Origin of the sequence: Bacillus sp. DX4.1 (genome assembly GCF_030348195.1) — a bacterium.
Taxonomy (GTDB): domain Bacteria; phylum Bacillota; class Bacilli; order Bacillales; family Bacillaceae_G; genus Bacillus_A.
The window spans coordinates 4,080,141-4,102,183 of the sequence record NZ_JAUCFT010000008.1 but is presented as its reverse complement, the minus strand read 5'-3'; the positions used below and the strand labels follow the sequence as shown (position 1 = coordinate 4,102,183).

The following is a 22,043-nucleotide window of genomic DNA, read 5'->3' as shown; positions in this document are numbered from 1 at the left end:
GTATAACTATAGCACAATCGTATGAGGGTGATGGACAATTCTATTGAGAGGGCAATTGTTTTCTAGTATGATGGGAATAGTGGGGAAAATACTAGGATGAAGAAGGTTTCAAGTCTATAACTTGGAGGAAGAGAATGAACAATCGAATTTTAGTCGTTGATGACGAGGAGTTTATTTTAACTTTAATTGAATTTAATTTACAGCAAGCAGGATTCGAAGTCATAACAGCGATGGACGGAGAAGTGGCACTCCATAAAGCGATAACTGAGCGTCCAGATCTGATTATATTAGATTTAATGCTTCCGAAAATGGATGGTATGGAAGTATGTAAAGAATTGCGATTGCAGCGCATTATGACGCCAATTTTAATGTTAACAGCAAAAGATGACGAGTTTGATAAAGTGTTAGGTCTTGAACTTGGGGCTGATGATTACATGACGAAGCCGTTTAGCCCGAGGGAAGTTGTTGCACGTGTGAAGGCAATTTTACGTCGTACAAAATTGCAAGATGAGCAAGTTTCAGAAGTGCAGGATGAAAATAGTATTACTATTGTCGACCTGAAAATTTTACCTGAATTTTATGAGGCGTATTTCAAAGGAGAAAAATTAGAATTAACGCCAAAAGAGTTTGAATTGCTTGCATATCTTGCAAAGCATAAAGGACGTGTATTAACGCGTGATCAGTTATTAAGTGCGGTATGGAATTATGATTTTGCAGGAGATACAAGAATTGTCGATGTTCATATTAGTCACTTACGAGATAAAATTGAAAAGAATACGAAAAAACCAACGTATATTAAAACAATTCGTGGATTAGGTTATAAATTAGAGGAGCCAAAGGGGGATGAATAAGTTTCGCTCGAGGCTTCTCTTTACATTTGTTTCTCTTATTATTCTTATTTTAGTCGGACTAGGAGTATTGCTGGAAACGGTGTTTGAGAACTATTATATTGACCGTACGCAAGAGAGAATGGTCAAAGAGACAAGATATGTTGCTGAATTAGTAGAAGCAGAAGGAATTGATAACGTTCTAAAAAAACCGAATATTTTTGAAAAATTAGAAGAACAAATTTCTGTTTCAATTACGTTTGCCGATGAAGCAAAGAAAGTTCAATATAATAGAAGTAAGCAATCTAAATTAGATAAAGCGGTGATTGAAGATCTTTCTTCTGAAATAGCAAAACAAAAGAATAGAGTCATTACGAAGGAAACAAATGAAAAAAATGTATTTTACCATGCGACGTTTGTTCAAGATGAACATGGAAAGCAAGGATACATCATTATAAAAAGTACAATTGCTCCTTTGAAGGATATTCATCAAAAAACGTGGGGCCTATTAATTATCGGTTTTGTTATTGCTTGTCTTGTTGTTGTGTTTCTTGGTGTGAAAATTACGGGGCAGTATATTCGGCCGATTGAGTCCGTTACGAAAGTAGCGATTGAATTAGCGAAGGGGAATTATAAGGCTCGTGCGTATGAAAACCATTCAGATGAGACAGGGATGTTAAGCAAGGCGATTAATATTTTAGCACGTAATTTACAAGAGATGACGCTAGAACAAGAGATGCAGCAAGATCGTTTGCATACACTGATTGAAAATATGGGGAGCGGTATGATTTTAATTGATAGCCGCGGCTATATAAGTCTTGTAAATCGTTCGTATAAAGAAATATTCCATGTAACGGATGAAGAATATATGGATCGCCTTTATTATGAAGCTTTTCTACATGCGGAAATTATTGAACTTGTAGAAGAAATTTTCATGACTGAGGTGAAAGTGCGTAAACAAATGCTCTTACCGCTTGGAATAGAACGGAAGCATTTTGAAGTGTACGGTGCGCCGATTATCGGGACAAACCATGAATGGAAAGGGATTGTTCTCGTATTTCATGATATAACAGAGCTAAAGAAACTGGAACAAATGCGTAAAGACTTTTTAGCGAATGTTTCACATGAACTAAAAACACCGATTACTTCTATTAAAGGTTTTTCTGAAACGTTACTTGATGGGGCGATGGAAAATCAGCAGTTTTGCGAGCATTTCTTACACATTATTTTAAAAGAAAGTGAGCGTATGCAAGGCCTAATTGAGGATTTATTAGATTTGTCTAAGATTGAACAACAAGGTTTTAAATTAATCATGGGTACTGTTGAGGTAAAAGGATTACTGGAAGAAATTCAAATGGTAATGGAAAATAAATCGCAAGATAAAGAAATTTATTTACATGTTGATGTACCAAGAAATGTTTCAGTTATAGGAGATCCAAGTCGTTTGAAGCAAATTTTTATCAATTTAATTAATAATGCGATTTTGTATACGCCAGCAGGAGGTACTGTGTCTGTGCAAATGTTACAAGATGAAAATAGTGCATATATAAAAGTATCTGATACAGGCATTGGAATTAGTAAAGAGGAAATCCCACGTATCTTTGAACGTTTTTATCGCGTAGATAAGGCAAGAAGTAGGAATACTGGCGGAACAGGCCTTGGGTTATCGATTGTGAAACATTTAGTGGAGGCGCATCAAGGAACTATTACTGTTGATAGTGAAGTAGGGGAGGGCACAACATTTACAGTTGTTTTACCGAAATCGGATTCAGTAAATCGCTCATAGGTTGGATGGTTTGTTAGAGAGGGATTCATCGGTATATAAATCCATTTTGATATTTCGACATATAAGCCGCGGCTATGGATAACAAAAAGTCGCTTTCTCCCTTTGTTTTCACTTGGCATGGGGCAGGAAAAGGACCTGACCGCTTCTATGCATGGCCGGATGCTCTCTCCCGTCTAAAAAGAAGGGTTTTATGTCGGTTTTTTAATTTGTATTTATATATTTACATTATATTAACAATAGCTTCACTTAATATTAATAAAGTTCTGTTAATATAATAAGTGAAAACCCCTTCATCCAAGGAGTAATTTTGGACGAGAATAGATGCTCTATTCTCGTCACTTCCCTTTTTGTAACAAGTAGTATCTTTGCTTTTGAAGTATCTCCATGTAACTTATGTCAAAAATAGTATGAGGATATTTCAAATGCATGCACTATTATGAAAGCGTCTCCCTTTATGCGTTTAAATATATACGCTAGAAAAGACCGTTATTTTTCTTCTCTCTCTTAGTCATGTTAATATAGAGAGAAGGAAAAAATGGTCTTTTTCTATATGAAGATGTTCAAAAAGTCCGGTAAAGATAGCTGTCGTATTTCTTCGTTACGTGGCCACTCTGGTACTCGTGTAGTACAATCTACACTCCGTATCCTCCTTTTTGAACACATACTATATGTAAAAAATCGTTTTAATTTTGCCTGGGGAGGTTTCTAATTTGAAAAAAAAGGTCGTTTTAGTCGATGGAAATAATATCGCGTATCGTGCTTTTTTTGCACTGCCGCTTTTAAATAACGACAAAGGTATACATACGAACGCAATTTATGGTTTTACGATGATGCTGATGAGAATATTAGAAGAAGAAAAACCAACTCATATGCTTGTTGCATTTGATGCGGGTAAAACAACATTTCGTCATAAAACTTTTAGTGATTATAAAGGAGGACGTCAAAAAACGCCACCTGAGCTTTCTGAACAATTCCCGTTTATTCGTGAATTGCTAGATGCATTTCACGTTCCGCGTTATGAGTTAGAGAACTATGAAGCGGATGATATTATGGGAACATTAGCGACAGAAGCAAGTGAACAAGGTGTTCATGTAAAAGTCATTTCCGGAGATAAAGATTTGCTACAGCTTGTTTCTGACAATACACTTGTGTGTATTCCGCGTAAAGGGATTACTGAAGTAGATGAATATACGAAAGAGGCCCTGTTTGAGAAATATAGTTTATCTCCAAAGCAAATTATCGATATGAAAGGGCTTATGGGAGATCAATCAGATAATATTCCTGGTGTTCCAGGTGTCGGTGAGAAGACGGCGATCAAATTGTTAACACAATTTGAAACGGTAGAAGCTGTGTATGAAAATTTAAATCAAGTGAGTGGGAAGAAATTAAAAGAAAAATTAGAAGCGAATAAAGAGCAAGCGTTAATGAGTAAAGAGTTAGCGACAATTATTACAGATGCGCCGATTACGGTGCACTTAGATGATATCGAATATAAAGGATATGAGGCGAACGACGTTATCCCGATGTTTGAGAACTTAGGATTTACGTCTCTTTTAAATAAGCTTGGTGTGACTGCTGAAGAAACCCCTTCAGCTGAATTAAATGATATTTCATTTGAAATTGTGGAAGAAGTAACTGAAGAAATTCTTCAGCAAGATAGTGCATTACTTGTAGAAGTGCAAGAAGATAATTATCATAGAGCGGATATTCAAGGGTTTGGTATTCAAAATGAAAATGGCTGCTACTTTATTCAGGCCGATGTTGCACTGCAATCTGAAGCCTTTACGAACTGGCTAGCAAATGAAGAGATGAAAAAGTACACGTTTGATGCAAAGCGTGCCATCGTTGCATTAAAGTGGAAAGGTTATGAAGTTCAAGGAATTGATTTTGATTTATTAATTGCTGCCTATTTACTTGATCCTGCGGATACAGATAAAGATTTTCGTGCTGTTGCGAAAATGAAAGAGACACATGCTGTTAAGTCAGATGAGGAAGTGTACGGAAAAGGAGCGAAACGTGCTGTTCCTGAACTTGATGTGGTAGCGGAGCATGTGGCGCGAAAGGTGCATGTATTATATGATGTACAGCAAACGTTTGTCGAAGAACTGCAAAAAAATGAACAGTATGAATTGCTTACAGAGCTAGAAATGCCACTTTGCCGTGTACTAGCAGAAATGGAAGTAAAAGGTGTGACTGTTGATACGGATCGTTTGCGCAGTATGGGAGATGAACTAGTCGGACGATTGAAGGGAATGGAACAAGAAATTTATGAGCTTGCTGGAACAGAATTTAATATTAATTCACCAAAACAGCTCGGTGTTGTTCTATTTGAGAACTTAAATTTACCAGTTATTAAAAAGACAAAAACAGGTTATTCTACATCCGCTGATGTGCTTGATAAGCTAATGGAGCATCATGAAATTATCCCTAAGATTTTACATTATCGTCAACTTGGCAAATTGAATTCTACGTATATTGAAGGGTTATTAAAAGTTGTTCATGAAGATTCGTCTAAGATTCATACACGCTTTAATCAAGTATTAACGCAAACAGGTCGATTGAGTTCTACAGAACCTAATTTGCAAAATATCCCGATTCGTTTAGAGGAAGGAAGAAAAATTCGTCAAGCGTTCATTCCGTCCAAAAAAGATTGGGTAATGTATGCAGCGGACTACTCGCAAATTGAGCTGCGTGTATTAGCACATATCGCAAAAGATTCAGGGTTAATTGAAGCGTTCCAACGCGATATGGATATTCATACGAAAACAGCAATGGATGTTTTTGGTGTAACAAAAGAAGAAGTAACAGCAAACATGAGACGCCAAGCAAAAGCGGTTAACTTCGGAATTGTATATGGCATTAGTGATTATGGACTGTCCCAAAACTTAGGTATTACACGAAAAGCGGCAGGGGAGTTTATTGAGAAGTATTTGGAAAGCTTCCCTGGGGTAAAGGAATATATGGATGACATTGTCCAAGAAGCGAAACAGCAAGGATATGTTTCTACTTTATTAAAACGCCGCCGCTATATTCCGGAAATTACGAGCCGTAATTTTAACCTACGTGGCTTTGCAGAACGTACTGCAATGAATACACCAATTCAAGGAAGCGCAGCAGACATTATTAAAAAAGCGATGATTATTATGGATGATCGACTGCGAGAAGAAGGATTACAAGCACGTCTTCTTCTGCAGGTACACGATGAATTGATTTTTGAAGTGCCAAAAGAAGAAATAGAGAAACTAGAGAAGCTTGTACCTGAAGTGATGGAACATGCAGTTGAACTTTCTGTTCCGTTGAAAGTTGATTATTCTTCCGGTCCCACTTGGTATGACGCAAAATAAGGAAGTGATGAAATGCCTGAACTACCAGAGGTTGAAAATGTAAGAAGAACACTCGAAAACCTTGTATCCGGAAAGACGATACAAGATGTAATTGTAACGTATCCGAAATTAGTGAAAAGGCCGGATGATGTAGAAATTTTTAAAGAAATGTTACGAGGCGAAAAGATTGAACGGATTGAAAGAAGAGGGAAATTTTTACTTCTTTATGTAACAAAGTATGTAATTGTTTCACACTTGCGTATGGAAGGGAAATATTTGCTTCATCAAGAGGATGAGCAAATAGATAAACATACGCATGTGCGTTTTCAGTTTACAGACGGTACAGAGCTACATTATAAGGATGTAAGAAAGTTTGGTACGATGCATCTCTTTAAAAAAGGTGAAGAGTTTGATCAAATGCCACTTGCAGATTTAGGGCCAGAGCCATTTGATGCTGAACTGACACCAGGATATTTACAAGAAAGATTGCAAAAAACAAACCGTAAAATAAAAGTTGTATTGCTAGATCAACGTCTTTTAGTAGGGCTTGGTAATATATATGTAGATGAAGTATTGTTCCGTTCTGGAATTCATCCAGAACGAGAAGCTTCATCTTTAACGGAAGCTGAAATAGAAAAGGTTCATGCGGCAACAGTTGCAACCTTAACAGAGGCAGTGAAGCGCGGCGGAAGTACAATTCGAACGTATATCAATTCGCAAGGGCAAATTGGTTCGTTCCAAGAGCTTCTGAATGTATATGGAAGAAAAGGTGAGCCATGTGTAACTTGTGGCACTGTAATTGAAAAAACAGTTGTTGGTGGACGTGGGACTCATTATTGTCCTAATTGTCAGCCTGAGGACTAAGAAAGATATTTTTTCTAATAACATCGGATAGGCATTTGTCATATACATACAGCAAAGCTATGTATAGGGAAGGAGCTTACCGATGTATCATTATTTCTCACTTATTTTATTAGCTTTTACATTAAGTTTAGATAGCTGTAGTGTAGGGCTTACTTATGGACTAAGGAATGTGCGAATTCCATTAAAGTCGATATTGATCATTGGGGTTTGTTCGGCGGCAGTGATGCTCATATCCATGGGGATTGGGCATATGATTGCCAAAGTTTTTTCTCCAGTTATTGCGACGCGCATTGGTGGGTTTGTTCTCATAGCCATTGGTGCATGGGTAGTATACCAATTTTTTCGAAGTGATAAAAAAGATGATCCGCAGCAAGAAGAGAAAGTTTGGAAACTAGAAATTGCTTCGCTTGGATTGGTTATTCAAATTTTACGGAAACCGACTGTTGCTGATTTTGATAAATCAGGTACAATTTCTGGTGGAGAAGCTCTGCTCCTTGGTATTGCTCTTTCGGTGGATTCGTTTGGAGCTGGGATTGGTGCATCCTTACTCGGATATGCGCCAGCGATGATGGCAGTGTTAGTTGCAATTATGAGCTCTTTGTTTTTGTTTATCGGAATGAGACTAGGAACTGTTTTATCAAATATGCGGTGGTTACAAAAATTTACGTTCCTGCCTGGAATTTTACTCATTATTATTGGAATTTGGAAAATGTAAGTGGAGGCGTGGAACATCAGTTTCACGTCTTTATTTGTGAGGAGGAAGTTTAATGACAGTTGTGATTGGATTAACGGGAGGTATTGCAAGCGGGAAAAGTACCGTTTCACAAATGTTTCGTGAGCTGCACATACCTGTAATTGATGCGGATATTATTGCAAGAGAAGTTGTAGAACAAGGAAAAGAAGCATATAAAGAAATTATAAAGGTATTTGGGGAAGAAATTTTGCAAGCGGATGGAGAGCTGGATCGTCAAAAGTTAGGAAGCATTGTATTTTATAATAAAGAAAAACGATTGCAGTTAAATCAAATTGTTCATCCCGCTGTACGAAAAGAAATGAACGCCCAAAAGGATATGTACATAAGGGAAGGAATGCAAGCGGTTGTGTTAGATATTCCGCTTTTGTTTGAAAGTAAGTTAACTACTCTTGTTGATCAAATTTTGCTTGTATCTATTAATCCGAATACACAATTGGAGCGTTTGATGAAGCGTAACGGATTCTCAGAAGAGGAAGCAAGAGCGCGTATAGATTCACAAATGCCTTTGGCGGAAAAAGTAAAATTAGCTAATAAGGTCATTCATAATGATGGCACAATTGCAGAGACGAAAGTCCAATTACACAATATTTTAATGGAATGGAACATTATTAAATAAAAAATTGAGAAATTAATGAAATTGTTTAGTGACATATCTTCTTTTTGTGTTATACTATTATTGGGATTGGAGATAAATAGTATAACGCATTCAAGGGGGATAACATATTATGATTCGTGTGGCAATTAATGGGTTTGGACGTATTGGAAGAATGGTATTTCGTCAGGCAATAAAAGAAAGCGCATTCGAAATTGTAGCCATTAATGCGAGCTATCCATCAGAAACACTAGCACATTTAATCAAGTATGATACAGTTCACGGCAAATTTGATGGAACAGTGGAAGCATTTGAGGATCATTTATTAGTGGATGGGAAAATGATTCGCCTTCTAAATAACCGCGATCCAAAAGAATTGCCTTGGAAAGAATTAGGAGTAGAGGTTGTAATTGAAGCAACAGGTAAATTTAACTCTAAAGAAAAAGCAATTCTTCATGTAGAAGCTGGGGCGAAGAAAGTTATTTTAACTGCACCTGGTAAGAATGAAGACATAACAGTTGTAGTTGGTGTAAATGAAAAACAATTAGACGTTACAAAGCACATTGTTATTTCAAATGCATCTTGTACAACAAACTGTTTAGCGCCTGTTGTTAAGGTGTTAGATGAGCAGTTTGGAATTGAAAACGGTTTAATGACGACTGTTCATGCTTATACAAATGACCAAAAAAATATTGATAACCCACATAAAGATTTACGCAGAGCACGTGCGTGCGGACAGTCTATTATTCCAACAACAACGGGTGCTGCGAAAGCGTTAGCAAAAGTTCTTCCGCATTTAGATGGAAAACTTCACGGTATGGCACTTCGCGTTCCAACACCAAACGTGTCTCTTGTTGACTTAGTAGTAGATGTGAAACGTGATGTAACAGTTGAAGAAATTAATGAAGCGTTTAAAACAGTTGCGAACGGTGCAATGAAGGGGATTGTGGAATTTAGCGAAGAACCTCTTGTGTCTATCGACTTTAATACAAATCCTCATTCTGCTATCATTGATGGTTTATCTACAATGGTAATGGGTGAGCGTAAAGTGAAAGTACTTGCTTGGTATGATAACGAGTGGGGTTATTCTCGCCGTGTTGTGGATCTTGTGACGTTAGTTGTTGGTGAATTAGCAAAACAAGAAAACGTACAACACATTTAATGATAATAAGAAAAAAGGCAAGCGATTGCTTGTCTTTTTTTATTTTTTTCTGAAAAGGGAAAAGTTATATAAGTATAAATTTTTGAATCGTACATACTTAGAAGTATTGTGGATACTGCATTTTTGAATCTTTTATTTTTTTCCGAGAAAAGTAAAGAAGAAAACATCATGAAAAATTGAAAAAACTGTTGTTGCAAAATGAAAATAAACAAAGTATACTAACACTCGTAAACTTAAGAGCTGAGGTAGGTAGTCACTACTTAAAGGGTTAGGACCTCTCCGGACTAACTTTCCCCCGTGGTAGTGGAGCAAGCCAAATTGCAAATTAGTTTTCAATTCGAACAGTTAGATTAAATTTACAAGGGGGAACTGTAGAATGGATACTATGGACACTATGGGTCGTCACGTAATTGCCGAACTTTGGGATTGCGATTTCGACAAGCTTAATGATATGCCGTTTATTGAACAATTATTTGTGGATGCAGCACTAAGAGCAGGTGCTGAAGTGCGTGAGGTTGCTTTTCATAAGTTTGCTCCGCAGGGTGTAAGTGGAGTTGTTATTATTTCTGAATCTCACTTAACAATTCACAGCTTTCCAGAACACGGTTATGCGAGTATTGATGTGTATACTTGCGGGGATCGTATTGATCCTAATGTCGCTGCAGAGTATATTGCAGAAGGTTTAAATGCGAAAACGCGCGAGAGCATCGAGCTTCCTCGAGGCACAGGTAGCTTCGAAATTAAGCATAGAGAGACAAAAGCTCTTTAAAAAAGAACATAATTGATTTAAAATGTAAAGAGGTGTATAATGCACCTCTTTTTAGTTTATAAAAAAATGAGCTGGTAGAATGGATAGACTGTTTTTGAAGGCTTGTCACTCGCTATAAAGTGGTAAGCAAATACAAATAGGCTATATAATAGTATATATATATTTATGTGTAGGTGAAGCGAGTAGAGATTAAATTGCAAAGGAGTGAATGAGTTGCGTTGTCCATCCTGTTTTCATAATGGTACAAGAGTATTGGATTCACGTCCGGTAGATGAAGGACGCTCCATTCGAAGAAGAAGAGAATGCGAAAGTTGTTTAAATCGATTTACAACATTTGAAAGAGTAGAAGAGCCGCCTCTGATTGTGGTTAAAAAAGAGGGAACGCGAGAAGAATTTAATAAAGAGAAAATTTTACGCGGCTTAATTAAGGCGTGTGAAAAAAGACCTGTATCGCTAAAACAATTAGAAGAAGTAACACAAAATGTAGAGCGTGAACTGAGAAATTTAGGGATGTCAGAAGTGCAAAGCGATATGATTGGTGAAATGGTAATGGAAGCACTTCGTACTATTGATGATGTTGCTTATGTACGTTTTGCTTCAGTGTATCGACAATTTAAAGATTTAAATGTATTTATTGAAGAATTAAAAGATATATTGCAAAAAGAGCGAAAATAAAGTGAAACTTTGATCAGTGGGGAGATTACTGCCCACGAATAGCGGGGTAAAAGAGCTAGAAGCGTAAGCTATTAGCTCTTTTTCACTAATGGTTTATAAGTTGAATGTGATGTACAAATCCTTCACAATGAAAAGTAGACCCGGATGGGGAACTGGATAGAATGGAAGAAAGAAAGGAATTGTAAGGATGGAAAAACAGTCATGGATGGAGCTATTGCCAATTGACCGTTATAAAGTAAGTACAAAAGGATTGCTGCATAGTTATGATCGAAAAGTATTAACGATGTTATACCAACCGTTAATAGGTAGCAAATCTTTTAGCTTATACATGACGCTCTGGGGAGAGCTTGAACAGGATCGTGTATTTGGAAAAGAGAATACGCATCACTCTCTTATGGTGACGATGCAAATGCAGCTTCCTGAAGTGTATGAAGAACGGGTAAAGTTAGAAGCAATTGGGCTTTTAAACGTGTATATTAAAAAAGAAAAAGATATTCGAATGTTTATATATGAATTGCAGCCACCGTTATCACCCAAACAATTTTTTGATGATATTGTTATGAGTATCTTTTTATATAACCGCTTGAGTCGTACGAAATACAATCAAGTAAAGCGATATTTTTTAGAAGAAGAATTTGATTTTGCTTCCTATGAAAATGTTACACATTCCTTTAATGATGTATTTGGTTCTTTTAATCCAGGACAATTTGAACATGCACAAGAGGAGCTTCGTATTCCGAATACAACAGCTATGCCTGGAAATGAAGAAGGGACCGCACCGAAACTTTGGAATGATTTCTTTGATTTTTCTCTGTTTGCAGAAGGGCTATCGGCTCTTGTACCACGCAAAGCGATCACGGACCAAGTTCGTGAATGTGTAATTACGCTTTCTTATGTGTATGGTGTCGATTCTATGTCGATGCAAAATATTGTACTTGGTGCAATGACAGAGGGGCAAACGATTGATATGGAGCGGCTGCGAAAAGGAGCGCGTGATTGGTATCAATTTGAAAACGGACAAGCGCTTCCGGTGCTAAGTGAACGGACACAGCCTCTTTCTACACGCACGATGAAAGAGAAAGAGCCGTCTACACAAGAAGAAATGTTAATTAAACAGCTGGAAGAAATTTCGCCGAAACAACTGTTAAAAGAAATTTCAGGCGGTGCAGAAGCAACAAAAGCGGATTTACAAATCGTTGAAGAAGTCATGATCAATCAAAAGCTTACACCAGGTGTTGTCAACGTACTTATTTATTATGTGATGTTACGTTCTGATATGAAGTTAGCCAAAACATATGTTGAGAAAATTGCTGGACACTGGGCGAGAAAAAAGGTTGGTACTGTAGCAGAAGCAATGGCATTAGCGAAAGAAGAAAATCGTCAATATCAAGAATGGGCAGAGACGAAGAAAAAAGGGCGCACATCGAAGAAAACAGTGCGGAAAGAAATGGTACCAGATTGGCTGAAGGAGCAAGCGCAAGAACAAGCACAAGAAAATGAAGCGCCAAAAGACAAGCCAAGCAAGTTAGAGGAAGAGCGAAAAAAATTAGAAGAAGAATTGAAAAAGTATAAGCATGATTAATAAAGGAGAATGAACTCTCTTTGAGGTGAAAGAATGGAACGTATGCAAAATACATTTACAAAGTTGATGCAAAATGAAAATTTTAAGAACAGATATGAAGTGTTAAAGGCGGAAGTGATGGCACACCCTCGTGTAAAAGAGTTTATAGAGGAACATAAAGGTGAAGTGACGACTTCTATGGTAGAACGCAGCCTTGTAAAATTGTATGAATACATTGGACAAAGTGTTGGATGTAAAGATTGTCCGAACTTAGAGACCTGTAAAAATATGATTCAAGGATACGAGCCGAAACTTGTTATTCAAGGAAAGATGATTGATATTCAGTACGATCGTTGTGTTCGTAAAGTAGCTTATGAGGAAAGAAAAAAACAAGAGAAGTTAATTCAAAGTGTATATATGCCAAAAGATATACTGCAAGCTTCTATGTCTTCGCTTGATTTATCAGATGGAGATCGTTTTGAAGCTATTCGTGCTGCTACTGAATTTTTAGGTGCATATGAGCCAGGTAAAAAAGTACAGGCATTATATTTCCACGGACCATTTGGGGTTGGGAAAACGTTTATTTTAGGAGCGATCGCGAACGAATTGGCGCAGCGTAAGGTAAGTTCTATGATTGTATACTTACCAGAATTTTTGCGTGAAATTAAAAGTTCTCTGCAAAATAATACGATTAGTGAGAAGATTGATGCGGTGAAGTATGTACCAGTTTTAATGTTAGATGATATTGGAGCGGAAGCGATGTCAAGCTTTGTACGTGATGATGTGCTTGGAGCCATTTTACAATTCCGTATGCTTGAAAATTTACCGACGTTTTTCACATCTAATTTTGACTTTAAACAATTGGAGCATCATTTAACATATACACAGCGCGGTGAAGAGGAAGAAATGAAAGCGGCCCGGATTATGGAGCGAATTAGATATATGGCGAAACCTGTTCCAATTACAGGGAAAAATCGTCGTCATACATAAAGTAAAGCTAATCGGGCTTTTACTGCTCGCGAATAGCGGGATAAAGAGCAAGCTGAGAGCTTGCTCTTTTTTTGTTATAGCGTTTGTTTTCTTTCAAAGATTAGTTCGAAATATTCAGCTACTCCGTATGCTTGTGTTACTGGGGCGAAGATTTGTACGAATCACCATCCTTCTTTTGCGTACTTTTTGATGACTTCTTGATATTCCTCTTCGGGCTTAGAATTCACAAAACCTGATTTTAACTTGATTCTGATAAAGTGAAACTTTGATCAGTGGGGGTTTTTTTCATCCCCCACTGATCATTAGTTGAACGAATCGGGCTTTTACGGGCAGTTTATCCCCCACCTAACTTCTTTGCTCCTTGCAGAACTTTGAGGTGGGGGTATTACTGCCCGTTAATGCGGGATGAACTCATATTCGTATATTGTATCTTTACCTCTTATATATCAATCCATTTTGATTTTTCGACATATAAGCCGCGGCTATGGATAACAAAAGGTGACCTGCACTCGTTTTCTCTCTTTGTTTTCACTATGTCTGGGCAGGAAAAGGAACTGACTGCTTCTATGCATGGCCGGATGCTCTCTCCCACCTAAAAAGAAGGGTTTTATGTCGGTTTTTTAATTTGCATTTATATAACTTAATGATTAAATTATACAATAAAATGATACAAGCTACTATGAATCTGAAAATTCATAGTAGCTTGTATCATTTTTTATCCACTCCCTTAATATATATAAAATTAGCAAGGAATATAAAGTGAAACTTCCATCAGAGGGGAGGATTCATCCCCTCTGGTGCTTAGTTGAACGAATCGGGCTCTTATTGGCAATTATCTCCTACCAATCTCCGTTGCTTCCTCACAATCTTCAGGTGGGAGTCTTACTGCCCGTTAGAGCGGGATAAAAGGGGGGACAAAAGTGATTGAAATCTGCTTCGAAGAAAAAAATGATGCTGTGCACGTATATCAAGAACTTATTAAGCGAACGGAAGAAGTATATAAAGAAACGAGCGTCTATGTATATGAACAAATGGTGATTGTTCATATACCGATACGTGAATCATACTATATCGAGAAAGTGTTAATACCAGTACTTGTTCAATTTATTATAAATGTAAAACAAAATGAATGGCTGTATGCGATTTTGAAAGAAAAGTTTTTTTATGATGAGGAAGAAGAATGTAATCAAATTCTACATATGGCAGACTGCATTTTAAATGGAAAACGAAAAGGCGTCACATATGATTTGACGCGTAACGTGGTAGAATCTGGGATTACGTCTTCTTTAAAAGGGTGGTTAGGCGATCCGCTCTCATTTTCTTTTTCATCTTATATTCGTTTTCGTTTGCAGAAATATAGGGAGGTGGTGCATCGTCTTGCAGAGGTTGCAATTGATGAATATAAATTAGAACAAGAGTATCAAATGTTCGTGGAAGTACTTCGGCAACAAGTGAATAGTCGAAAGCCACGTTTATCCTGTCTTCATCTCGTTTTTGACGATAGTTTTATTTTTTATAATGAAAAAGGGGTACGTTTAAAACAAGAGAAGTTGGTCCGATATATAGATGAAGAATTATTAATACAAAAAGATGTTCACATTGATACAAATGTCATTGCGCCGCTTTTGTCCATCGCACCGGGAATGATCTATTTGTATACAAAAGAGCAAGATCATAATATGATTGTTACCCTTCAAAATGTATTTCAAGAACGAGTCCAATTATATGCGCTGCATGAATTCGAACATAACGTGAAAAAATTTAAAAATAAGGGGAACGCCCTTGATTTTCTAAGTTTTTGAGCATATAATTACCTACATAAATGAAATATATTGAAATGTCACGATGAGGACATGAGTAATTTACTACGATTTTCAGAGAGGGAAGCCTTAGGGTGTGAGCTTCCTAGTACGGGTTTATTACTTACCACCTCTAAACTTTAGCAGTGAACGTTTTTTCTAGTAATTGCTAACGGCCAACACCGTTATGTTGAACTTGAGCAGTTAACAGGATTGTTAGCTGGAACAAGGGTGGAACCACGAATTCAACACTCGTCCCTTTTTACGGGATGAGTGTTTTTTATTTTGAAAAAAAAAGGAGTGACCAGTGATGGCAGATGTAGTTAAAATTACTTTCCCTGATGGAGCTGTGAAGGAGTTTCCAAAAGGAACAACAACTGAAGAAATCGCAGCTTCTATTAGCCCAGGCTTAAAGAAAAAAGCTGTGGCTGGTAAATTAAATGATGAGATGCTAGATCTTTGTACACCAATTGAAGAAGACGGTGCAGTTTCTATCATTACATTAGATTCTGAGGACGGCTTATACATTCTACGCCACTCAACAGCCCATCTTTTAGCACAAGCGTTAAAACGTTTATATAAAGATGTAAAACTTGGTATTGGTCCAGTTATCGAAAATGGCTTCTACTACGATATCGATATGGAAGAAGCAATTACAGTTGAGGACTTCCCAAAAATTGAAAAAGAAATGCAAAAAATTGTGAACGAGAACTTAGAAATCGTTCGTCATGAAGTACCGCGTGCAGAAGCACTTCGTCGTTACGAAGAAATCGGTGATGAGCTGAAATTAGAATTGATTAACGATCTTCCAGAAGATGCAGTTATTTCAATTTACGAACAAGGCGAATTCTTCGATCTTTGCCGCGGTGTTCACCTTCCATCTACAGGGAAACTAAAAACATTTAAATTGTTAAGCGTTGCAGGTGCTTACTGGCGCGGTGATAGTGACAATAAAATGTTACAACGTATTTACGGTACTGCATTCGTGAAAAAAGCAGAATTAGATGAGCACCTACGTATGCTTGAAGAAGCGAAAGAGCGCGACCACCGTAAATTAGGAAAAGAGCTAAAATTATTTACAAATAGCCAAAAAGTAGGACAAGGATTACCACTTTGGTTACCAAAAGGTGCAACAATTCGTCGTATTATCGAGCGTTACATTGTTGATAAAGAAGCAAGCTTAGGATATGACCACGTATATACTCCAGTATTAGGAAGCCGAGCGCTTTATGAAACTTCTGGTCACTGGAATCACTACCGAGATGGTATGTTCCCATCAATGCAAATGGATAATGAGGAATTAGTACTTCGTCCGATGAACTGCCCGCACCATATGATGGTTTATAAAAACGATATCCACAGCTATCGTGAATTACCAATTCGTATTGCGGAGCTTGGAACAATGCACCGTTATGAAATGTCTGGTGCACTATCTGGATTACAACGTGTACGCGGAATGACTTTAAATGATGCGCATATTTTCGTTCGTCCAGACCAAATTAAAGAAGAGTTAAAACGTGTTGTAAACTTAACACTCGAAGTATATAAAGACTTCGGTTTAGAAGATTATTCATTCCGTTTATCTTATCGTGATCCAGAAAATACTGAAAAGTATTATGATGACGATGAAATGTGGGAAAAAGCACAATCAATGTTAAAAGAAGCGATGGATGAAATGGGTCTTGCGTACTATGAAGCTGAAGATGAAGCAGCATTCTATGGTCCGAAACTTGACGTTCAAGTTCGTACTGCACTTGGAAAAGACGAAACACTTTCAACTGTACAATTAGACTTCTTACTTCCAGAACGCTTTGAATTAACTTATGTTGGTGAAGATGGTAAACCTCATCGTCCAGTTGTTATTCACCGTGGTGTTGTATCAACTATGGAACGTTTCGTTGCCTTCTTAATCGAAGAGTACAAAGGTGCATTCCCAACATGGTTAGCGCCAGTTCAAGTACAAGTAATTCCAGTTTCTCCGCAAGTACATTTAGACTATGCGAAGAAAGTACAGGAAGACTTGCAACGTGCTGGTATCCGTGTTGAAGTGGATACTCGTGAAGAGAAAATCGGTTACAAAATCCGTGAAGCACAAATGCAAAAAATTCCGTATATGCTTGTAGTAGGTGACAATGAAGTTACTGAAAACGGCGTAAACGTACGTAAATATGGTGAACAAAAATCAGAAACAATCGCATTAGATGCCTTTGTTGATATGATTAAAGTAGAAGGAAAACGCTAATAAAAAGTCGCGGCATGCCGCGACTTTTGCTTTCTTCTTGTAAGAAGAAAGTATGGTTATCGAAACTAGAAATAATAACCAAACTATACTTATCATAAAAAACTATTGCATGTATTCGTGTTGTTTGTTACAATATTTCTTGTTGTTAGTAAAACACGTCATCTTGACAGACGTTATGTCCTATGGTAAACTCATCAAGGATAATAGAATATTGTTTTGTGAAACAAGTAGAAGCACCCGCTTCTCACCTGATTGACGCATATGCAGTTAGCAGGTAAATGTATTTCTTACTAAAGATCTTACAAGTGTGGGTGCCGTGTGCCCGCACTTTTTTTGTTCGGGTTCTATGGTCGCAAAACGTGTTCTGATAAAATCTTGGAGGTGGCTTACTATTAGCAAGGATATGATGATTAACGAGCAAATTCGTGCACGTGAAGTACGTTTGGTTGGTGCAAATGGTGATCAGCTTGGCATCAAGTCTCGTAATGACGCTTTAGACTTAGCTGCAAATCTTAATCTTGATTTAGTATTGGTTGCTCCAACAGCGAAACCACCAGTATGCCGCATTATGGACTACGGTAAATTCCGCTTTGAGCAACAAAAGAAAGAAAAAGAGCAGCGTAAAAATCAAAAAGTAATCAGCATGAAAGAAGTTCGTTTAAGTCCAACAATTGATGAACATGACTTTAACACAAAACTTCGTAATGCTATCAAGTTTTTAGAGAAAGGCGACAAGGTTAAAGCATCAATTCGCTTTAAAGGACGTGCCATTACTCATAAAGAAATCGGTCAACGTGTTTTAGATCGCTTCTCAGAAGCTTGTGCTGAAGTTAGTACAATTGAATCTAAGCCTAAAATGGAAGGACGTAGTATGTTCTTAGTTTTAGCACCGAAAAACGATAAGTAATAGATAGAGGAGGAAATACCTATGCCTAAACAAAAAACTCATCGCGGCGCTGCAAAGCGTTTCAAAAAAACTGGATCTGGTAAACTTAAGCGTTCACACGCTTACACAAGCCATTTATTCGCTAACAAATCTACAAAAGCTAAACGTAAACTACGTAAAGCTGGTGTAGTAAGCGCTGGTGACTTCAAACGCATTCGTCAAATGCTTGACAACTTAAAATAAGTTCGGCTGATATATAGAACAAATAGGAGGTAATATTATGCCAAGAGTAAAAGGTGGTACGGTTACTCGTAAACGTCGTAAAAAAGTTATAAAATTAGCAAAAGGTTACTACGGTTCTAAAAATACATTATTTAAGGTTGCTAACCAACAGGTTATGAAATCTTTACTATATGCATTCCGTGACCGTCGTCAAAAGAAACGTGACTTCCGTAAATTATGGATCACTCGTATCAACGCAGCTGCTCGTATTAACGGTCTTTCTTACAGCCGTTTAATGCACGGTTTAAAAGTTGCTGGTATCGAAGTTAACCGCAAGATGCTTGCTGACTTAGCTGTTCATGACGAAAAAGCTTTCGCTGAATTAGCAACAGTTGCAAAAAACAACTTAAACTAATTGTTTAAAAACCTTAGAAGATTTTTCTTCTAAGGTTTTTTTATTTGAAATTTTTTTAAACAAAGAATAATTACTAAAATTCACAAAAAATTCAAATATTAACCAAATCAACTCCTCTTTTATAAGAATATATGCATTAATATATTAATGAAAACCTTTTCAAAAAAAGTGAGTGAAGGAGGAGTTCATTTGAAAGCAGCTGTTGTGAATCAATTCAAAGAGCAATTAGAGGTGAAAGATGTACCGAAACCGAAAGCGGGATTGCGGGAGGTACTCGTACATATTCAAGCTTGTGGTGTTTGTCATACTGATCTACATGCCGCACATGGAGATTGGCCGGTAAAACCGAAGCTTCCTCTTATTCCAGGGCATGAAGGTGTTGGAATTGTTCAAGAAGTTGGTGAGGGCGTCACACATCTCAAAGTGGGTGATCGTGTTGGAATTCCATGGCTCTATTCAGCATGTGGTCATTGTGAATATTGTTTATCAGGACGTGAAACACTTTGTTTAGATCAACATAACGCTGGTTACTCTGTAGATGGTGGTTATGCAGAATATTGCATAGCTGCAGCTGACTATGTCGTGAAAGTGCCAGAAAACCTAAATTTTGTGGAAGCTGCTCCGCTATTTTGTGCAGGTGTGACAACTTATAAAGCATTAAAAGTGTCAGAAGCAAAACCAGGTAACTGGGTGGCTGTTTTTGGAATTGGTGGTCTTGGTCATTTAGCTGTTCAATATGCAAAAGCAATGGGATTACACGTAGTAGCAGTTGATACAGTTGATGAAAAACTCGAACTCGCAAAAGAACTCGGTGCAGATTTAGTTGTGAATCCACTTAAAGAAGATGCTGCCCTTTGGATTCATGAAAAGGTAAATGGTGTTCACGCTTCTATTTGTACAGCTGTTTCAAAACCAGCATTTGACCAAGCTTATCGTGCGGTTCGCCGCGGCGGCTCATGTGTAGCGGTTGGTTTACCGCCGGAAATGATGGAAGTTCCAATCTTTGATACTGTGTTAAATGCAGTAAAAATTGTTGGTTCTATCGTTGGAACGCGTAAAGATTTACAGGAAGCGTTGCAATTTGCAGAAGAAGGCAAAGTAAAAGCAATTATTGAAACGCGACATCTTCACGAAATTAATGACATCTTTGCAGAGATGGAAGAGGGAAAAATTAACGGACGCGTTGTATTAGATATGACAAAATAAGTATAAAAAATGTAACAATACAGAAGAATATACAGTGAAAAAGTCGGAGGAAGTTCCTCTGGCTTTTTTCTTACCGTTCTATAACCTTTTCTAGTGTAAACGACACTGTTATAATGGAAGAATCAAGTAAAAATTTCATCAGCGGTTTTTTTCATACTTCACTGATGATTTAGTAGAACGAATTGGTGTTTTATTATTCGTTAATACGAGATGAAATTGCCCAATTTGTTGTTTTTTTATAATTACCATGAGGTAGAACAACATTGTATAATTTTTGATACGATGTTGGAGGAGGAAGATAGAATGGATTTACTACAACTATTTAAGTTACAAAAAGAATTAGATGATCGTATTATAAAAGAACATGACTTACAACCGAAGAAATTATTAAAAGAAAAAATGTTAGCGCTGCTTGTTGAAATTGGAGAACTTGCAAATGAAACACGTTGCTTTAAATATTGGAGCAAAAAACCAGCAGCTGAGCGTTCAGTTGTGCTAGAAGAATATGTAGATGGCCTACATTTTATTCTATCAATTGGAATTGATTTAGGAATTGATAAAAACTTCTTGTTTTATAAATGTGCCCAAACAAACAAAACACAGGTTGAAATTTTCTTAGACACATATACGAAAGTGATTCGTTTTACTGATCAGCCGTCTATTACAAATTACATTGAATTATTTACGAGTTATCTTCGTTTGGGACAAGCTCTTGAGTTTGAACAAGAAGAAATTGAAAAAGCATATTTAGATAAAAATCAGGTGAATCATGAGCGTCAAACACAAGGGTATTAATATAATTTTGACCATTCCGGTTTACTTTGTACCATGAAGTGAATGAAGAAAAAGGAGGGTATTGGAAATGAAAAAATTAGATGCGACATTGACGATGCTAAAAGAATTAACGGATGCACGAGGTATTGCAGGTAACGAACGCGAACCTCGTGAAGTGATGAAAAAGTATATTGAACCGTTTGCAGATGAACTTTCTACAGATAACTTAGGAAGCTTAGTTGCGAAAAAAGTAGGGGAAGAAAACGGTCCGAAAATCATGGTAGCTGGTCATTTAGATGAAGTCGGTTTTATGATTACACAAATTGATGATAAAGGTTTCCTTCGTTTTCAAACGGTTGGCGGTTGGTGGTCACAAGTTATGCTCGCGCAGCGCGTAACAATCGTGACACGTAAAGGCGACGTAACGGGTATAATTGGTTCAAAACCACCGCATATTTTGCCAGCAGAAGCTCGTAAAAAACCAGTTGAAATTAAGGATATGTTCATTGATATTGGTGCTTCTAGCAAAGAAGAAGCAATGGAATGGGGCATACGACCAGGGGATCAAGTTGTACCATACTTTGAATTCCAAGTGATGAACAATGAAAAAATGTTGCTTGCAAAAGCATGGGATAACCGTATTGGCTGTGCGATTGCAATTGATGTGTTAAAACAATTGAAGGATGAAAAACATCCAAACGTTGTATATGGCGTTGGAACTGTGCAAGAAGAAGTAGGTCTTCGCGGTGCGAAAACATCTGCTCACTATATTAAACCGGACATCGCTTTTGCAGTAGATGTTGGCATTGCTGGTGATACACCAGGAGTTACTGAAAAAGAAGCGCAAAGTAAAATGGGCGATGGACCACAAATCATTTTATATGATGCATCTGTGATTGGCCATACAGGTCTTCGTGACTTCGTTGTTGATGTTGCAGATGAATTGCATATTCCATATCAATATGATTCTGTAGCTGGCGGTGGAACAGACGCAGGGGCAATCCACGTTTCTGTAAACGGTATTCCGTCGATGGCAATTACGATTGCAACGCGTTATATTCATTCTCATGCTGCAATGTTACATCGTGATGACTATGAAAATGCAGTAAAACTAATTGTAGAAGTTATTAAACGTCTTGATAAAGAGACTGTACATAACATTACATTTAATTAATAGAAAAAGCGAAGGGATGTCC

20 protein-coding genes and 2 other annotated features are annotated in these 22,043 nt (G+C 37.3%); of the genes, 19 read left to right on the top strand and 1 reads right to left on the bottom strand.

Annotated elements, in window-relative coordinates:
- Positions 1-134 precede the first annotated feature (134 nt).
- The 11 genes from QUF99_RS23880 to dnaI all read left to right on the top strand — a co-directional run bounded on the left by QUF99_RS23880 (position 135) and on the right by dnaI (position 13,303).
- Positions 135-851, top strand: a complete 717-nt coding sequence (locus tag QUF99_RS23880) for a response regulator transcription factor (protein ID WP_289373395.1) — start codon at positions 135-137, stop codon at positions 849-851.
- Entirely contained in the window at positions 844-2,613 is a 1,770-nt protein-coding gene (gene pnpS, locus QUF99_RS23875) for a two-component system histidine kinase PnpS (protein WP_289373394.1), read from the top strand. The genes QUF99_RS23880 and pnpS overlap by 8 nt, the downstream gene beginning before the upstream one ends.
- A gap of 710 nt (positions 2,614-3,323) precedes the next feature.
- A complete protein-coding gene (gene polA / locus QUF99_RS23870; RefSeq protein ID WP_289373392.1) occupies positions 3,324-5,957 on the top strand; it encodes a DNA polymerase I in 2,634 nt (877 codons plus the stop codon).
- Positions 5,958-5,969: 12 nt separating this feature from the next.
- A complete protein-coding gene (mutM, locus tag QUF99_RS23865; protein WP_289373391.1) occupies positions 5,970-6,800 on the top strand; it encodes a DNA-formamidopyrimidine glycosylase in 831 nt (276 codons plus the stop codon).
- Positions 6,801-6,882: 82 nt separating this feature from the next.
- Entirely contained in the window at positions 6,883-7,515 is a 633-nt protein-coding gene (ytaF, locus tag QUF99_RS23860) for a sporulation membrane protein YtaF (protein ID WP_289373390.1), read from the top strand.
- Between the two features lie 52 nt (positions 7,516-7,567).
- Positions 7,568-8,170 (top strand): dephospho-CoA kinase, encoded by a 603-nt coding sequence (gene coaE, locus QUF99_RS23855; RefSeq protein ID WP_289373388.1) that lies wholly within the window; start codon positions 7,568-7,570, stop codon positions 8,168-8,170.
- Positions 8,171-8,279: 109 nt separating this feature from the next.
- Complete coding sequence (locus tag QUF99_RS23850; protein WP_289373387.1) at positions 8,280-9,308, top strand: glyceraldehyde-3-phosphate dehydrogenase; 1,029 nt, start codon at positions 8,280-8,282, stop codon at positions 9,306-9,308.
- 385 nt (positions 9,309-9,693) lie between these two features.
- Complete coding sequence (speD, locus tag QUF99_RS23845; protein WP_006096185.1) at positions 9,694-10,077, top strand: adenosylmethionine decarboxylase; 384 nt, start codon at positions 9,694-9,696, stop codon at positions 10,075-10,077.
- 213 nt (positions 10,078-10,290) lie between these two features.
- The gene (gene nrdR, locus QUF99_RS23840; protein WP_286122203.1) at positions 10,291-10,752 is read left to right on the top strand and encodes a transcriptional regulator NrdR; all 462 of its coding nucleotides are present in this window, start codon (positions 10,291-10,293) and stop codon (positions 10,750-10,752) included.
- 187 nt (positions 10,753-10,939) lie between these two features.
- Entirely contained in the window at positions 10,940-12,334 is a 1,395-nt protein-coding gene (locus tag QUF99_RS23835) for a replication initiation and membrane attachment family protein (protein WP_289373383.1), read from the top strand.
- Positions 12,335-12,367: 33 nt separating this feature from the next.
- Complete coding sequence (dnaI, locus tag QUF99_RS23830) at positions 12,368-13,303, top strand: primosomal protein DnaI (RefSeq protein WP_289373382.1); 936 nt, start codon at positions 12,368-12,370, stop codon at positions 13,301-13,303.
- Between the two features lie 161 nt (positions 13,304-13,464).
- On the opposite strand, the gene QUF99_RS28775 is transcribed toward dnaI, so the two are convergent.
- Entirely contained in the window at positions 13,465-13,551 is an 87-nt protein-coding gene (locus QUF99_RS28775; RefSeq protein WP_483298641.1) for a hypothetical protein, read from the bottom strand.
- A 672-nt stretch (positions 13,552-14,223) separates the two neighbouring features.
- On the opposite strand from QUF99_RS28775, the gene ytxC reads away from it, so the two are divergent.
- From ytxC to QUF99_RS23785, 8 genes are all read left to right on the top strand, one after another.
- Positions 14,224-15,105 carry a putative sporulation protein YtxC gene (gene ytxC, locus QUF99_RS23820; protein WP_289373381.1) on the top strand — a complete coding sequence of 294 codons (882 nt, stop codon included), beginning with the start codon at positions 14,224-14,226 and terminating at the stop codon, positions 15,103-15,105.
- A 31-nt stretch (positions 15,106-15,136) separates the two neighbouring features.
- Positions 15,137-15,365: a binding site (T-box leader), on the top strand.
- A gap of 47 nt (positions 15,366-15,412) precedes the next feature.
- A complete protein-coding gene (gene thrS, locus QUF99_RS23815; protein ID WP_289373379.1) occupies positions 15,413-17,344 on the top strand; it encodes a threonine--tRNA ligase in 1,932 nt (643 codons plus the stop codon).
- Between the two features lie 219 nt (positions 17,345-17,563).
- Positions 17,564-17,684 (top strand) — a sequence feature (ribosomal protein L20 leader region).
- A gap of 63 nt (positions 17,685-17,747) precedes the next feature.
- Positions 17,748-18,251 (top strand): translation initiation factor IF-3, encoded by a 504-nt coding sequence (infC, locus tag QUF99_RS23810; protein ID WP_286122198.1) that lies wholly within the window; start codon positions 17,748-17,750, stop codon positions 18,249-18,251.
- A 21-nt stretch (positions 18,252-18,272) separates the two neighbouring features.
- Positions 18,273-18,473: a 50S ribosomal protein L35 gene (gene rpmI / locus QUF99_RS23805; protein ID WP_001125945.1), complete on the top strand. Its 201-nt coding sequence runs from the start codon at positions 18,273-18,275 to the stop codon at positions 18,471-18,473.
- Positions 18,474-18,510: 37 nt separating this feature from the next.
- Positions 18,511-18,867, top strand: coding sequence for a 50S ribosomal protein L20 (gene rplT, locus QUF99_RS23800; RefSeq protein WP_033672858.1), 357 nt, complete (start codon positions 18,511-18,513; stop codon positions 18,865-18,867).
- Positions 18,868-19,056: 189 nt separating this feature from the next.
- Entirely contained in the window at positions 19,057-20,073 is a 1,017-nt protein-coding gene (gene adhP, locus QUF99_RS23795) for an alcohol dehydrogenase AdhP (RefSeq protein ID WP_289373376.1), read from the top strand.
- 303 nt (positions 20,074-20,376) lie between these two features.
- A complete protein-coding gene (locus QUF99_RS23790) occupies positions 20,377-20,868 on the top strand; it encodes a dUTP diphosphatase (protein WP_289373374.1) in 492 nt (163 codons plus the stop codon).
- Between the two features lie 67 nt (positions 20,869-20,935).
- Complete coding sequence (locus QUF99_RS23785; RefSeq protein ID WP_289373372.1) at positions 20,936-22,021, top strand: M42 family metallopeptidase; 1,086 nt, start codon at positions 20,936-20,938, stop codon at positions 22,019-22,021.
- Positions 22,022-22,043 lie beyond the last annotated feature (22 nt).

Bases quoted from the DNA above. Each gene is read 5' to 3' on its own strand.
- QUF99_RS23880 (WP_289373395.1), top strand. From the start codon at position 135: ATGAACAATCGAATTTTAGTCGTTGATGACGAGGAGTTTATTTTAACT.
- pnpS (WP_289373394.1), top strand. From the start codon at position 844: ATGAATAAGTTTCGCTCGAGGCTTCTCTTTACATTTGTTTCTCTTATT.
- mutM (WP_289373391.1), top strand. From the start codon at position 5,970: ATGCCTGAACTACCAGAGGTTGAAAATGTAAGAAGAACACTCGAAAAC.
- ytaF (WP_289373390.1), top strand. From the start codon at position 6,883: ATGTATCATTATTTCTCACTTATTTTATTAGCTTTTACATTAAGTTTA.
- coaE (WP_289373388.1), top strand. From the start codon at position 7,568: ATGACAGTTGTGATTGGATTAACGGGAGGTATTGCAAGCGGGAAAAGT.
- QUF99_RS23850 (WP_289373387.1), top strand. From the start codon at position 8,280: ATGATTCGTGTGGCAATTAATGGGTTTGGACGTATTGGAAGAATGGTA.
- speD (WP_006096185.1), top strand. From the start codon at position 9,694: ATGGACACTATGGGTCGTCACGTAATTGCCGAACTTTGGGATTGCGAT.
- QUF99_RS23835 (WP_289373383.1), top strand. From the start codon at position 10,940: ATGGAAAAACAGTCATGGATGGAGCTATTGCCAATTGACCGTTATAAA.
- dnaI (WP_289373382.1), top strand. From the start codon at position 12,368: ATGGAACGTATGCAAAATACATTTACAAAGTTGATGCAAAATGAAAAT.
- thrS (WP_289373379.1), top strand. From the start codon at position 15,413: ATGGCAGATGTAGTTAAAATTACTTTCCCTGATGGAGCTGTGAAGGAG.
- infC (WP_286122198.1), top strand. From the start codon at position 17,748: ATGATGATTAACGAGCAAATTCGTGCACGTGAAGTACGTTTGGTTGGT.
- rpmI (WP_001125945.1), top strand. From the start codon at position 18,273: ATGCCTAAACAAAAAACTCATCGCGGCGCTGCAAAGCGTTTCAAAAAA.
- rplT (WP_033672858.1), top strand. From the start codon at position 18,511: ATGCCAAGAGTAAAAGGTGGTACGGTTACTCGTAAACGTCGTAAAAAA.
- QUF99_RS23790 (WP_289373374.1), top strand. From the start codon at position 20,377: ATGGATTTACTACAACTATTTAAGTTACAAAAAGAATTAGATGATCGT.
- QUF99_RS23785 (WP_289373372.1), top strand. From the start codon at position 20,936: ATGAAAAAATTAGATGCGACATTGACGATGCTAAAAGAATTAACGGAT.